The organism is Enterobacter sp. 342 (assembly GCF_036663495.1).
Lineage (GTDB): Bacteria > Pseudomonadota > Gammaproteobacteria > Enterobacterales > Enterobacteriaceae > Enterobacter.
Genome location: NZ_JAWUEI010000040.1, coordinates 21,703 through 35,226 on the forward strand (window position 1 = coordinate 21,703; position 13,524 = coordinate 35,226).

Genomic DNA, 13,524 nt, shown 5'->3' on the forward strand with positions numbered 1-13,524 from the left:
GATTATTCAATAATGCCCGTCGCGAGTGATTAACCAGTGGTTGAGGTATGAAAAAGACAATTTTTTCGTTGGCGCTGAGCACCTTTGGCCTGGGAATGGCTGAATTTGGCATTATGGGGGTTTTAACCGAGCTGGCACATGACACCGGCATTTCAATTCCCTCCGCCGGGAATATGATCTCGTTTTATGCCTTCGGCGTGGTGATTGGCGCTCCGATTATGGCGCTGTTCTCAGGCAAGTTCTCGTTAAAAACCACACTGCTGTTTCTGGTGGCGATGTCGGCAGTCGGAAATGCAATATTTACGTTTTCAACGTCTTACTTCTGGCTGGCACTGGGGCGTTTGATTTCTGGTTTTCCGCACGGGGCCATTTTTGGCGTCGGGGCAATTATCCTTTCTAAAATTGCGCCACCGGGGAAAGTGACGGTCGCGGTGGCCGGGATGATCGCCGGTATGACCGTAGCCAACCTGGTGGGCGTTCCACTGGGGACCTGGCTGGGGCACGAATTCAACTGGCGCTATACCTTTTTCCTGATTGCCGTGTTCGATGCGCTGGTGATCCTCTCCGTTCTGCTCTGGGTGCCGGACATCCACGACAAATCAGAAATCAAATTGACCGAGCAGTTCCACTTCCTTAAAAAACCAGAACCCTGGCTGATTTTTGCTGCCACTATGTGTGGCAACGCCGGGGTGTTTGCGTGGTTCAGTTTCATTAAACCATTTATGGTCAACGTCTCTGGCTTCACCGAAGGGGTGATGACAGCCATCATGATGCTGATGGGGTTCGGCATGGTGTTGGGCAATCTGTTGAGCGGTAAACTATCGGGTCGCTTTAGCCCGTTGCATATTGCGGCCACCACCGACATGATGATTGTGACTTCTCTGCTGCTGCTTTTCGCCTTTGGCGAACTGAAAACGGCCTCATTGGTCATGGGGTTTATCTGCTGTGCCGGGCTATTCGCGCTCTCTGCGCCGCTGCAAATTCTGCTTCTGCAGAATGCGAAGGGCGGTGAGATGCTGGGCGCAGCAGGTGGTCAGATGGCATTTAATCTCGGCAGTGCGATTGGTGCCTTCTTCGGCGGAATGATGATTACTCTCGGCTTTAGCTGGAGTTATGTCACGTTGCCTGCCGCACTCCTTTCATTTTCGGCTATGAGTTCACTGCTGATCTACGGCCATCTGCGGGCCAGACAGGCTCAGGCTAACGCTCGCGCGCTAGCCTGATTTTGTTCAGGCAAGCCAGGGTTCGCCCAGGGGCAGCATCAGACGGTTGGCCCAGGCAAAGAACGCTGTGGCTTGCACCAGGTCCAGCTGCGCTAAGGTATCCAGCCCCTCTTTTTCCAGCGCGGCAAGATGCAGCGGCGTGGCGGCAGGCGGGGTAACCGACAGCGCCGCAGCAAAATTAATCTCCGCCTGCAAGCGTGCTGACTGCCCCTCGCTCAGGGATTGCCCGGGACGTACCGCCAGCAGGGCCTCTACCGCGGCGTCATTTTTTGACAGCTGGCTGGCTTTACGCGCATGGACGGATGCGCAGTAAATGCAGCCGTTGATTTTACTGGCTACCGTTGCGGCCAGCTCGCGCTCGGCGCGCGGTAATCCCCCCGATGTATAAAAAATTCCTTTATCGGTCAACGTGCGCTGTTCAAGCACCAGCAGGTTGCGCCCCAGCAGGCGGAAGTAGTCGGAGTCGGTATGCCCAAATTTCGCCAGAATGGCGACCTCATCGTCACGAAAATCCGTCAACGGTTTGGCCGCTATCCATGGTTCCCAACCTAGCTCCTGCTGGGTGAACGCGACGGGGGACGCTTTACCGGTGACCGTTGTTGCGGTCGTGTGCCAGATGCCTGCCGCCACCGGCACATCGCTTTTGGCGACAGGTTTGTCGTTCAGAAGCCGCAACCCGGTGACGAGTCGGCTCTGGAAGCTCACAAATGCGACGAGTTGCGCCAGGGTAACAATGCCTTCCTTGCTCCATCCCGCCTGGGTCAGCGCCTTTAACGCTGCAGGCGTCGCTTCGACGGGGGAAAATGTCAGCAGGCGCGCAAAACTCAGCGCCGGGGTCAGGCGTTCTGAGGTGGGGTCGGCCAGGCCAAACCCCGCGTAGTGCGCGGCCAGTGCCTCCGAGTTGTGCCATCGGGCGACTTTTGCCGCCACGGTGAAGCGCTCGTTGAGTGCAAAATCATTATCCTGCTGGCTAAACAGGATTTCGTAGCTGCCTTGCGCGTGGCGCGTGGCGGCATCACGTGTGGCGCGCGCCTGCGCGAGAGGGGAACCGGGGGTAATTTCCGCCAGCTCGGCGAGAATGTCCTGACTTAATGACATGGGTGTCTCCTCAAAGGATGTGGGGGGCAATATGTTCGGCGATCAGTTCGATGGAGCGCAGCGTGTCGCGATGCGAAGGCTCAACCGAATGGACCTGGAATGAGATATCCGTGGCGCGCCTGAGAATGGAATCCGCATTAAGTGAATGCAGCACCGTTTCAGGCGAGCCGATATGGGCATCGAACTGGCGACGATAATCAGTGACAGTGTCACCTTTAACCGTGTGTCCTGCAGCGCGATGCTGCTGAGCTTGTTTAGCGAGACCCGGCGTCGCGACTCTGAGCGCATAGTCATCGCTGTCAGCGACGAAGGCAGTACGGGAGGCCAGAATACGCGGTGGAGTGCCCGAAGGTAGCGCCTCAAGGTAGGCATCCACAATCGGGTTCTGGATTGCGTCGAGCGTTAAATCCAGCTGATCCGCCGGGCGCGGCTGCGTGCGGGAAAGCATTAAACCGTGTCCGGCCTGCGCGGCGCGAACGGCACCGTCAACTGAGAAGGTGGCAATCCAGATGCGGTCGGCCAGCTGTGGCGCAGGCGGGTAAAGGTGGTTATCCGGATGGGTAAGCGAATCACCGCGCCAGGCGCTTTGGATCACATGCAGGTTCTCGGCAAACGCGGTCGCACGTTCTTCAAACGTCAGGCCGAACGGCAGAAAAGAGGTCGGCGTGCCGCCTGAGCCAAAACCGACTTCCAGGCGTCCGTCTGCAAGCAGATCCAACACGGCGGCATCTTCCGCCACGCGCAGTGGGTTTTCCATCGGCAGGGTGATGATGGCCGTACCCAGGCGAATGGTTTCGGTATGCGCGGCGACGTGCGCCAGAAACAGCAGTGGCGACGGCAGGCCACCTTCACTTTCGTGGAAGTGGTGCTGTGCAATCCAGGCGCTGTCAAAACCGTGGCGTTCGGCGTGGCGGATCTGTTCAGTTGCCAGACGGTAGCGCTCCTTCGGCGTAGCGTCGTCAAGCAGGCGGGTGAAAAACCCCAGGCGTTTTCGCGTCATGCGAACTCCTCCGTTACGGGTGAAAAATGGGGAATGGCATCAATCAGCTCGCGGGTATAGTCGTTCTGCGGCGACGCGAATAAGGTTCCGACGTCGCCCTGTTCGACCACCTGACCGCTGCGCAGCACCGTGACGCTGTGGGCGATCCGGCGAACCGTGGACAGATCGTGGGTAATAAAGAGATAGGTCAGCCCCAGTTGCTGCTGCAGCTGCTGAAGCAGAGCCAGGATCTGCGCCTGCACGGTGACGTCCAGCGCGGAGGTGGCTTCGTCCAGCACCAGAATAGTCGGCTCCAGGATCAGTGCCCGGGCGATGGCAACGCGCTGACGCTGTCCGCCTGAAAGTTCCCGGGCGGTACGGCTAAGAATATCGACGGGCAGAGCAACCCGCTGCACCACTGTCTCCACCCGGAGCTTTCGCTCCGCCTTACCGAGGCGAGAAAAATTCTTCAGGGGCTCTTCGATGATCTCGAACAGCGTCTGACGTGGGTCGAGAGAGGCAAACGGGTTCTGGTAGACAAACTGGATCTTCTGGCGCAGCTGGCGACGGGCCTCGCGGCTAAGCGTGGTGGCATCAATATCATCAATAATGACCTGTCCGCTATCGGCCTGTTCAAAACCCAGCAAAATCCGGGCGAGGGTGGTTTTCCCGGAGCCAGATTCACCGACCAGCGCATGCGTGCTGCCTCGCCTGACGTCAAACGTCACCTGATCAAGCGCCTGAAGCTGATGACCTTTGCCCAGGGAGAATTGTTTGCTGATGGCGCGGGTGCGAATGGCCGGTGACGCGAGCGGTCGACCGGCCACCGGGGCGATGGTCAGGCGCTGGCCCAGGAGATCGCTTAACAGCTGGCGGGTGTAGGCGTGCTGCGGCGTGCGCACGATATCGGCGGTGTTTCCCTGCTCCTGAACCTCGCCATCGCGAAAAACCAGCAGCCTGTCCGCGCGCTCAGCGGCCAGCGCCAGATCGTGAGTGACAAACAGGACGGCGGTACCCGATTCCCGGCGCAGGATATCCAGCAGGTCAAGAATGCGTTTTTGCACCGTCACGTCCAGCGCGCTGGTAGGCTCATCGGCAATGATGACGTCCGGGCGCAGCGCTATGGCGATGGCAATCAGCACGCGCTGTTTCATTCCGCCGGAGAGCTGATGAGGATACTGGCTCATGCGCTGTTCGGGGTGGCTCAGGCCGACCTTTGCCAGCAGGGCGAGCACCTGCTCGTCACGCTGAACGCGAGTCACTTTCTGGTGTAGCTGAATAATTTCTCCAACCTGCGCACCGATGGTCTTCACCGGGTTGAGTGAATTACCCGGATCCTGCGGAACCAGGCTAATTCGCGCCCCGCGAAGGGTATCGAGACGCTTAGCGGACCATCGGCTAATCTCCTCGCCGTTGAGCTCTATTTTTCCTGCATCGCGCCGGGCGTTATCGGCCAGCAGACCAATGATCGCCTGTGCCGTGGTCGTTTTGCCAGATCCGGATTCACCGACAAACGCCAGCATTTCCCCTCGCTTGAGCGTGAAGCTGACGTTATGCACCACCTCACGCCACTGGCGCGCGGTACGGTAGCTAATCGTCAAATTTTCCACTGAGAGAACGGTCATTAGCGACCTCCACTGAGATGTTGGCTGATACGGTTGGTGGCCAGCACTACGGCGATGACGATTACACCGGGGAAGGTGGTTAGCCACCAGGCGGTAGAGAGATAATTACGGCCTTCGGCAATCAATAAGCCCCATTCCGGCAAGGGCGGCGGGGTGCCGTAGCCGAGAAAGCTCAGGGTAGAAAGCGCCAGGATGGCCTGACCAAACTGCAGCGTGGCAAAGGCGAGGACGGTAGTTAAGGCGTTGGGCAGGATGTGTCGCCACAGAACCGCCAGGAACGTCCCGCCGCTGCCAAACGCCGCTTCGACATAATCTGTGTGGCGGATGCGCACGACTTCACCGCGTGCGAGGCGGGCGAAGCTGGCTATTGAGGCCACGCCTACGGCAATCGCGGCGTTAACGGTGCCAAACCCGAGCAGAATAATCACCGTCAGCGAGAGCAGCAGAGACGGGATGGAGAGCAACACGTCGACGAAACGCATCAGGAGAGACTCGATGCGTCCGGCGAACGCTCCGGCAACCACTCCTAAGCCGGTGCCTGCCAGTAGACCCATCGTTACGGCGGCCAGCGCCGCGCTCAGGGAGTGGGATGCACCATACACAATACGGGTGTAAACATCGCGGCCAAGCTGGTCTGTGCCGAGCCAGTGGCCCGTCTGCGGAGCCAGGCGCTGTGCACCCGCGATACCTTCAATCGGGCTGTAGTGAGTTAACAGGCCGGGTGCCACGGCGGCAAAAAGCGCAATGATAATTACTGCCCATGCCAGCCACAGCCCCGGTTGCCACGCGACGCCCTGCCAGGTGGGAACGCGTTTTCGCGCGGCGGCGGCGTAATCAACCAGACTCATGATGCACCTCCGGTTACGGTTTGCAGACAGGGATCCAGCAGCGGCATCAACAGATCCACCAGCAGATTGATCAGGACAAAACCGAACGCGGAAATCATCACGACCGCCTGAAGCACGGCGATATCCTGGTTATTCACCGCCTGTTGGGTCAGTTGCCCGAGCCCGCTGCGGCCAAAAACAGTTTCCGTGATCAGCGCCCCGGCAATCAGCTCGCCGAGAAGCAGCCCGGCAATATTGAGCACCGGCAGCAGGGCGTTGCCGGTCACGTGACGCCACAGGACGGCGGTTTCACTCAGCCCTTTGGCCCGGGCGAAAGCGACAAACGGCTGTGCCGCCACCTGGTCCAGACTGCGCATCAGAATTTGTGCCAGCGGGGCGGAGATCGGGATCGCGACGGTCACGATCGGCAGGATCAGCCCCTGCAGCGGCGTCGGGTTAATCACCGGGATCAGCCGTAGCTGAAAAGAAAAAAGCTGGATGAGGGCAATGCCCAGCCAGAACGTTGGTAAGGAGATAAACAGAACCGGCAGAGACTGGAGGGTATTACTCAGCCAGCGCAGACCGGGCAGACGGGATGCAAACGCCAGCGAAAACGCCAGCAGGACCGCGAGCACAAATGCGGGCAGGGCAAGACTCAGGGTATCCGGCAGATTGCTGGCAATCAGCTCGCTGACCGGCACCCCGGCCTGAAGCGAATAGCCGAAGTCACCGCGCAGCATCGCCAGCAGCGTGTGGCCGTATTGCTGCCACAGCGGGCTGTCCGCGCCGTAGGCCACGCGCATCTCCTCGATTTGCGCCGGGCTTAAGCCCAGGTCCGGATTCTGAAATTTAATCAGCACCGCGTCGCCCGGCAGCACCTGGAGCAACACGAACGAGAGGGTAAAGGCGGCCCACAGTACCAGCAGCCCGTGCCCAAAGCGTTGAAGAAGTGCGTGGCGCATCGTCAGCTCCTCAGTGTTTCTCAATCCACGCGCCGTAGAACGACGGGCGGCCTACCGCTTCAAAATTGACGCCTTTCAGCCGCGGCGCACCGGCAAAGACCTGCGGCTCCTCGAAAATCGGAATGACGTAGGCGTTATCCAGCAGGTAGCGTTGGGCGTCTCCCGTCAGTTGCAGGCGTTTTTGCGGATCAATCTCCGCAGAAATGTTCACCAACAGTTCATTTAACTTGTCGTCACGGAAGTTTTTGACCTTGTTGCTGGATCCCCCTTTTTGCAGCAGCGCGTCGCGGTTAGCCGGGTAGAACATGCTTTTCACCACGTCCGGATCGGCGCGACCCACTTCGGAGACGGTTAAAGGGGTTTTCAGCGGGTCAAGGTTATCCAGCGTACGGCTGCCTGCGTCGCCCGCTTTAACGCTCAGCGCCACGCCCACCTGTCGCCACTGCTGGGCAACCAGCTGCAGCACCTCTTTGTTTTGCGGCTGCGGCAGGGATTCATACACCGTCAGTGCCAGACGTTGGCCGTCTTTGGCGCGTATCCCGTCGCTGCCTGCTTTCCAGCCCGCGTCGTCCAGCAGTTGGTTGGCTTTTGCTGGATCAAAGGTCAATTTGTCGCTGAGATCGACAAAGCCAGCGGCGGAATCGGCAATCACTGACTTCGCCTGCGGATAGTTGGCCGAGAAGAGGGTCTCGACCACCTGTTTTGCATTGGTGGCGTGCAGTAGCGCCTGACGAACCCGAATGTCGGAGACCAGTGGGTTATCCGGGCGGAAGCTGATGCTGTCGTTCACGCCACGCGTCGGGGCGGCGTAGATCTTATAGCCCTGGTCGGTCGCCTGCTTTTCGTCATATGCCTGCACCTGGCGAATAAAGTCGGCCTGACCGGCCAGCAGGGCGCCCACGCGCACGCTGTCTTCCTGGGTCACGATAAACTTGATGCCATCGAGATTGGCTGGCCCCTGTTGCGCCAGATTTTTGGGCCCCCACCGGTAGTCCTTACGCGCTTCCAGCGTTACTTCGCGACCCAGCTTCTCGTCCTTCACCACAAACGGGCCAGAGCCAATGATATGACGGGCATCCCCCAACTCTTCAAAGTTGCGCTTCAGTGTGCTGAGCGAGACCAGACCTGAGCCAATGGTGGCGGTGCCTTGCAGGAACCCCGGCGACGGTTTTTTGAAGTAAAACTTCACGGTCAGCGGGTCGACCACTTCACTGCGATCGTAGTTATTAATCACTTCTGACACCGGAAGGCGCTGCGCTTTATTGCCTAAACCGTAGGTATCAAAGTTTTTTGCTACGGCGTTAGCATCCAGCGGTGTGCCGTCGGAGAAGGTAATACCGGGACGCAGTTTAAAGGTGTATTCGGTTTTATCGGCGTTGGTTGTCCAGCTTTCTGCCACCCAGGGTTCCACCTGCAGCGTCCTGGGGTTCTGCCACGTCAGTTTGTCGGTGATTTGATTCAGAATGCCGCCGTTCGGGTAAAAACCACCGGCAGGCGGATAGAGGTTAGTGTGTGCCTGTTGCTCCAGATAAATCAGCGTGCCGCCTTTGACGGGCGCATCGGCGGACCAGGCTGCGGTTGTCGCCAGAATCAGCGCCGTCAGTAACGGCAGACGAAATGGGATTTGCATGGTGAATTCCTTTGTTATCTTCTTGTTAGCGTCGGATTCATCATCAGGCGCGGGGGAAAACAAGGGAACAAAGGAATTAAGATAAGGATTGCCGGAAAATGGCTATAAAAACCGCCCCTGTCAGGAGCGGTAATTGAACGGTGGGTGATTATGAACGCAGGTCAATCACCATACGGCCACGGATCTGACCTTGTTCCATCTCTTTAAAGATGGCGTTGATGTCTTCCAGCGGACGCATCGTAACTTTCGGCACGACCTTGCCTTCTGCCGCAAACTGGAACGCTTCCTGCAGATCCTGGCGGGTACCAACCAGCGAACCGACGACCTGAATACCGTCCAGCACCAGACGTGGAATGTCGAGGCTCATTGCTTCCGGTGGCAGGCCAACCGCGACCACACGGCCACCGGCACGTACGGCATCGACCGCTGAGTTGAATGCTGCTTTTGCGACGGCAGTGACGACTGCGGCATGCGCGCCGCCGGTTTTTTCCTGCACAATTTTCGCTGCATCTTCGCTGCGGGAGTTGATGGTTAAATCCGCACCCATGCTTGCCGCCAGCTTCAGTTGTTCGTCATTAACGTCAAGAGCGATGACTTTGGCGTTAAAGACGTTTTTAGCGTACTGCAGTGCGAGGTTACCCAACCCACCCAGACCATAGATTGCAATCCACTGACCCGGTTTGATACCAGACACTTTTACCGCTTTATAGGTGGTAACGCCGGCACAGGTGATGCTGCTGGCAGCAGCCGAATCCAGACCGTCCGGCACTTTTACCGCGTAATCCGCAGTGACGATGCACTCTTCCGCCATTCCGCCATCAACGGAGTAACCGGCATTTTTCACATCGCGGCACAGGGTTTCGTTGCCGGTATTACAGTATTCGCAGTGACCACAACCTTCAAAAAACCATGCCACGCTTGCGCGATCGCCGACTTTCAGCGATTTCACGCCAGGGCCGATTTCTTTAACGATCCCAATCCCTTCATGTCCCAGGATAACCCCGGTTTTATCGCCGAAATCACCGTTCTTCACGTGGAGGTCGGTATGGCAGACGCCACAGCACTCCATCTTCAGCAGTGCCTCCCCATGCTTTAACGATCGTAATGTTTTTTCGGTGACATTGACCTGGTGATCCTGAGTAACAACAGCAGCCTTCATGTGTATCTCCTTGTTCATGATTAGAATGTGCGTAGCAGGTGTAATGCTCATTAAGGATTAATTCATTAGCCAGGTAATGCAAGGCTACGGCAACATAATGTCATCATTTGATTCGATTTAAGATTAAGAATACGGCGATCCCTCTAATAATTAAGAGGAAAAGACTGACCCGACGAGCGACTCGCCGGGCGCAGTTTTACAGCTGTGCTTCTATATCTTTAATCTCTTTACGCCATTGCGCCTGAAGCTGTGGCTTCTGATGCTTCGGCTTCCGTGCCAGATCGTCTTCCAGCAGCGTTTCCAGCGCGACCAGTCGTTCAAGCAGATCGTCATACGGCGAGGGTTGAACCATCGCGGCAGCAGCGGGCGCCGCTGATGTCACCAGCCCAGCGCTTTCACGCAGATGCTCAAACACCGCTTCTGCATCGTGCCACTCGCTCAACTTTCCCTCTTCAATCAGCCAGAAACGGTTGCAGCTTTCGCTAATTAACTGGCGGTCATGGCTGACCAGCAGAACACCGCCTTCGAACTGCTGAAGAGTTTGCGCCAGCGTCTCTTTGCCTTCCATGTCCAGGTGGTTGGTCGGCTCATCCAGCATCAGCAGGCTATAGCGGGCAAGCGTCAGGCCAACGAACAGCAGGCGCGAGCGTTCGCCACCGCTGAGCGTGCTGACCGTTTGCCCGTGACGCGCCCACGGGAACCCGGCGCTTATCAGCGCCATTTTGCGGTTCTGCGGATCCGGTGCGAAAGGCTCCAGCGCGTCGAGCAGCGTGGCGTTGTCCGCAAGCTGATGAAGCGTCTGGTCGTAATAGCCTGGCGACACGCGCGGGTGCAGCTTCAGCCCGTCGTGGGTCAGTTCATCGGTAAACTGTCGCCAGATAAGCTTCATCAGTGACGATTTGCCGCAGCCGTTACGACCGACAATCGCCACACGATCGCCGCTTTTCAGGCGCGCTGTCTCAATGCTGAACAGGCTGGGTAGCCCAGGAGCAGGGGGGACGCCGAGATTTTCAATCTCCAGCAGACGGTCTGCCCGCAGCGCATCACCACGCAGGGTTAATGTCCACGGACTGCCTGCGGTGAGCTCCGTCTGGCTCTCCCTGAGCCGTTCGACCTGTTTTTCCATCTGTTTGGCTTTGCGGGACAGATCTTCGTTGTCGTAAACCTTACCCCAGGTTGCCAGCCGTTTTGCACTGGCGGTAACACGGTCGATCTCCTTTTGCTCCGCCTTATGGCGCAGCGCATCGCTTTCGTCTTTGGCTTCCAGCGCTTTGCGTGCAGCCGTGCAGGGAAGGGCAAAGTAGTTCAGTGACTTATCACGCAGGATCCAGCTACCGTTGGTGACGGCATCGAGTAACTGTCTGTCATGTGAAACCAGTACGAAACTGCCTGACCAGTTCTGCAAAAATTGCTCAAGCCAGAGCATGGTGGGTAAATCGAGATGGTTACTCGGTTCATCCAGCAAAAGCAGATCCGGCTCGTGAATCAATGCCCGCGCCAGCAGCAAACGAGTGTGTTGCCCGCCACTGAGTGTTGCGGATTGCAGCATCATATCTTGCGGAGTGAAGCCCATGGACGCAAGCAACGTTTCGGCTTTCCAGCGCAGGCTGTCACGTTCAGCTGAAGGTAACTGCGCCAGCACAGCATCCAGCATGGTCAGCGGAAAAATAGCGTCCGGCAGGTGTTGTTCTACCCGTGCCATCAGGCAGTGTCCGGCCAGCGCAACCGTTCCGGCGGCAGGGGAGTCTGTGCCGTCCAGCACCTTAAGCAGCGTACTTTTGCCACAGCCGTTGTCGCCCAGCAAACCGATGCGGTCGCCTTTTTTCAGCGTAAAGAAGAGTGAGTCGAAGAGCGTGCCAAACGCCGTATCAACACGTAAAGATTGTGCAGTGAGTAAAGTGCTCATTGTTGCTTACCCAAGAGTTACAGGCATATTCATGCCTCGTCAAACATCGCTGACGATAACTCAGTAAGCCCGAGAGAAGGGATTTCAGGGGTTGGTGTCTTCGCTCAAGCAGAAGTTATCGCAGCACGATACCGATAACGCTTGAGCTGGTGCGATCACCAAATGTATGTGAAACATTGAAAATTTCACAGTACAGCATAATTGGCCTCCTTATATGTTATGAGTTTGTAAGTAACTACCACTATACAACGTTTTCGAGTGTATACCAAGCAGAGGGGCAGCATTGCTGCCCAGGATTATCTTTTCCGAATAAGCAAATACAGGGCTAGTGTGAGAGCTGACGCAATGAATGCGGCTATACTGAAAAAAAGGTACAGCACAAAATCCATAATCAATTCGTCGCCATAGATTTCAAAATGCTCCGCAAAAGAGTACTGCGCTTCTGGTGTAATAACTTTATATAATGTGATTAATGACAAAAACACTATAGCGCACCACAGAAGTATCAAAAATACGGCCTTCATTAATAAACCTGCACAACGCCATGAGCAATCATATAATTCCCCAATTGCTGCCCTCCTGTTTGAAGTAAAGCTGATGCCAGAATCTTAAAGTCGCTCTGACTATAAAGAGTGATGCATCCCTTGCTTAAGCCTGATGGCCCGATGGGGTGTAATCTGAATTCTCCTCGTCTTACCCCATTCACAAAAGTCTCATCATTAATCAATCCGTCATCGCGATACAAAGCAAACCACTCGCTCCGATTTGAACCCGTGAAAAAAGCATTAACGCTGTCCTTTGTTTGAGTATACCAACCACCTAATCCACGTAAAAGTATGTAATATCGCCCAGGCGGAAGAGGGCCTATGTCGGGTGCAGACGCACTTTCGGGACGATTTGTTGCGTTGCCATTTCCCGAAAATGCTGGGAAATAGCCCACACCAGGCACAGCCAATGTTGCGTACTTGCTGCCGTTTAGGTGGAAATAGCATTGCAGGAGATTCATGAACGGTCATTCCATGAGTCAGCAAAAATAATATTACCGTCGCAATGTCGCCATGTGATCTTCTCATAACGGAGGGAGATATTCTCAAGATGGTTATGTTTTTCCATTGCTGGGTTTTTTACATCATGCATCACCGGACATATTGAGACAACTTTAACGTTCTCAAGGTACATGTTGAAGTATTCGACCTCCTGACCTGCGTCGTTGATCTTATACCATTTAAACTCGGCACTTTTCAGCGTTTGGCCTTTTGCTACTGCCTTGTATAAATAAGGACTGGAGCTGTCGAACTCCTTTTCAAAAACCAGCGAACTATGCACACGCGTACCCGTTATTTTTCCTGTCATATTATCTGTCGGCAGATGGAGTCCATGACCGAACCCTAATACCTCGATACTTCCCTCGCGATCTTGTACATCAACAGCGCCTTTGATATCTGCACCGCCGTCATCTTTTAGCCAAAGATATGCCGGAATTGCCATTTTAATACCCTTTTTCAATTAATGAGTTTAGTGATGTGGGACGTTACTAAACCCTTAAAAGAATTTGTTTATTAGGCAAAAAATGTTATACGAAAACTTTATATTTCAACGAGATATGGATTATTGTTGAGTTATTGATTTTTTAAATAAGGGGTAGGGGAACGCCGTTGTAGCGGCTAAGAAAATAAAGAGAGGAGGGTGTTCATGTTCCCTCTCCCTTTTGAGGAGAGGGAACGGTTGGGTCGCAGAGTTAAATCGACGTCCGGCGATAACTCCGGTATTCAGGCTTCCAGAAGTTGTCGTCGATGGCCTGTTGCAGCGCATCGGCAGAAGTTTTCACCGCCACGCCCTGCTGCTGCGCCATTTTACCTACCGCAAACGCGATAGCGCGCGACACCTTGTGAATATCTTTTAGCTCTGGCAGCACCAGTCCTTCACCGTTGTTGACCAGCGGCGAGTAGCCCGCGAGGGTTTCGCTCGCTGACATCAGCATCTCATCGGTGATGCGAGATGCGCCGGAGGCGATCACACCCAGACCAATGCCCGGGAAGGGGAGCCCGCAGAATTCGGAAAAAATCGTACGCTAAGGTTTTCCGGGCATCCGTAAGGGCCGAAACTTCCCGTCTT

At 55.9% G+C, this 13,524-nt stretch carries 11 protein-coding genes and 1 pseudogene; 1 reads left to right on the forward strand and 11 read right to left on the reverse strand.

Annotated elements, in window-relative coordinates:
- Nucleotides 1-47 precede the first annotated feature (47 nt).
- Entirely contained in the window at nt 48-1,223 is a 1,176-nt protein-coding gene (gene araJ / locus V6E55_RS22185; protein ID WP_316943932.1) for an MFS transporter AraJ, read from the forward strand.
- A 6-nt stretch (nt 1,224-1,229) separates the two neighbouring features.
- Here araJ and V6E55_RS22190 read toward each other — a convergent pair whose 3' ends face one another.
- The 11 genes and pseudogenes from V6E55_RS22190 to V6E55_RS22240 form a co-directional block, all read right to left on the reverse strand.
- Nucleotides 1,230-2,321 (reverse strand): alkylhydroperoxidase domain protein, encoded by a 1,092-nt coding sequence (locus V6E55_RS22190; RefSeq protein ID WP_316943933.1) that lies wholly within the window; start codon nt 2,319-2,321, stop codon nt 1,230-1,232.
- Between the two features lie 10 nt (nt 2,322-2,331).
- On the reverse strand, nt 2,332-3,321 hold the full coding sequence (locus tag V6E55_RS22195; RefSeq protein ID WP_316943934.1) for a putative FMN-dependent luciferase-like monooxygenase: 990 nt from the start codon (nt 3,319-3,321) through the stop codon (nt 2,332-2,334).
- Nucleotides 3,318-4,925 carry an ABC transporter ATP-binding protein gene (locus V6E55_RS22200; RefSeq protein ID WP_316943935.1) on the reverse strand — a complete coding sequence of 536 codons (1,608 nt, stop codon included), beginning with the start codon at nt 4,923-4,925 and terminating at the stop codon, nt 3,318-3,320. The genes V6E55_RS22195 and V6E55_RS22200 overlap by 4 nt, the downstream gene beginning before the upstream one ends.
- Nucleotides 4,925-5,773, reverse strand: coding sequence for an ABC transporter permease (locus V6E55_RS22205; protein WP_316943936.1), 849 nt, complete (start codon nt 5,771-5,773; stop codon nt 4,925-4,927). The genes V6E55_RS22200 and V6E55_RS22205 overlap by 1 nt, the downstream gene beginning before the upstream one ends.
- A complete protein-coding gene (locus tag V6E55_RS22210; RefSeq protein ID WP_316943937.1) occupies nt 5,770-6,714 on the reverse strand; it encodes an ABC transporter permease in 945 nt (314 codons plus the stop codon). Before V6E55_RS22210 ends, V6E55_RS22205 begins: the two co-directional genes overlap by 4 nt.
- A 10-nt stretch (nt 6,715-6,724) precedes the next feature.
- A complete protein-coding gene (locus V6E55_RS22215) occupies nt 6,725-8,344 on the reverse strand; it encodes a TIGR04028 family ABC transporter substrate-binding protein (RefSeq protein WP_316943938.1) in 1,620 nt (539 codons plus the stop codon).
- A gap of 148 nt (nt 8,345-8,492) precedes the next feature.
- Nucleotides 8,493-9,503, reverse strand: coding sequence for an alcohol dehydrogenase AdhP (adhP, locus tag V6E55_RS22220; RefSeq protein ID WP_129995744.1), 1,011 nt, complete (start codon nt 9,501-9,503; stop codon nt 8,493-8,495).
- A 196-nt stretch (nt 9,504-9,699) separates the two neighbouring features.
- Nucleotides 9,700-11,409, reverse strand: a complete 1,710-nt coding sequence (locus V6E55_RS22225; protein WP_316943939.1) for an ABC-F family ATP-binding cassette domain-containing protein — start codon at nt 11,407-11,409, stop codon at nt 9,700-9,702.
- 523 nt (nt 11,410-11,932) lie between these two features.
- The gene (locus V6E55_RS22230; protein ID WP_316943940.1) at nt 11,933-12,415 is read right to left on the reverse strand and encodes a DUF2778 domain-containing protein; all 483 of its coding nucleotides are present in this window, start codon (nt 12,413-12,415) and stop codon (nt 11,933-11,935) included.
- Nucleotides 12,412-12,897, reverse strand: a complete 486-nt coding sequence (locus tag V6E55_RS22235; protein ID WP_316943941.1) for an Hcp family type VI secretion system effector — start codon at nt 12,895-12,897, stop codon at nt 12,412-12,414. The genes V6E55_RS22230 and V6E55_RS22235 overlap by 4 nt, the downstream gene beginning before the upstream one ends.
- Before the next feature lie 250 nt (nt 12,898-13,147).
- Nucleotides 13,148-13,447 (reverse strand): annotated as a pseudogene (locus V6E55_RS22240) (malic enzyme-like NAD(P)-binding protein); the annotation flags it as partial.
- Between the last annotated feature and the right edge of the window lie 77 nt (nt 13,448-13,524).

Excerpts from the sequence above, each read along its gene's own strand:
- V6E55_RS22190 (WP_316943933.1), bottom strand. The coding sequence starts at position 2,321 with ATGTCATTAAGTCAGGACATTCTCGCCGAGCTGGCGGAAATTACCCCC.
- V6E55_RS22195 (WP_316943934.1), bottom strand. The coding sequence starts at position 3,321 with ATGACGCGAAAACGCCTGGGGTTTTTCACCCGCCTGCTTGACGACGCT.
- adhP (WP_129995744.1), bottom strand. The coding sequence starts at position 9,503 with ATGAAGGCTGCTGTTGTTACTCAGGATCACCAGGTCAATGTCACCGAA.
- V6E55_RS22205 (WP_316943936.1), bottom strand. The coding sequence starts at position 5,773 with ATGAGTCTGGTTGATTACGCCGCCGCCGCGCGAAAACGCGTTCCCACC.
- araJ (WP_316943932.1), top strand. The coding sequence starts at position 48 with ATGAAAAAGACAATTTTTTCGTTGGCGCTGAGCACCTTTGGCCTGGGA.
- V6E55_RS22235 (WP_316943941.1), bottom strand. The coding sequence starts at position 12,897 with ATGGCAATTCCGGCATATCTTTGGCTAAAAGATGACGGCGGTGCAGAT.
- V6E55_RS22230 (WP_316943940.1), bottom strand. The coding sequence starts at position 12,415 with ATGAATCTCCTGCAATGCTATTTCCACCTAAACGGCAGCAAGTACGCA.
- V6E55_RS22200 (WP_316943935.1), bottom strand. The coding sequence starts at position 4,925 with ATGACCGTTCTCTCAGTGGAAAATTTGACGATTAGCTACCGTACCGCG.
- V6E55_RS22225 (WP_316943939.1), bottom strand. The coding sequence starts at position 11,409 with ATGAGCACTTTACTCACTGCACAATCTTTACGTGTTGATACGGCGTTT.
- V6E55_RS22210 (WP_316943937.1), bottom strand. The coding sequence starts at position 6,714 with ATGCGCCACGCACTTCTTCAACGCTTTGGGCACGGGCTGCTGGTACTG.
- V6E55_RS22215 (WP_316943938.1), bottom strand. The coding sequence starts at position 8,344 with ATGCAAATCCCATTTCGTCTGCCGTTACTGACGGCGCTGATTCTGGCG.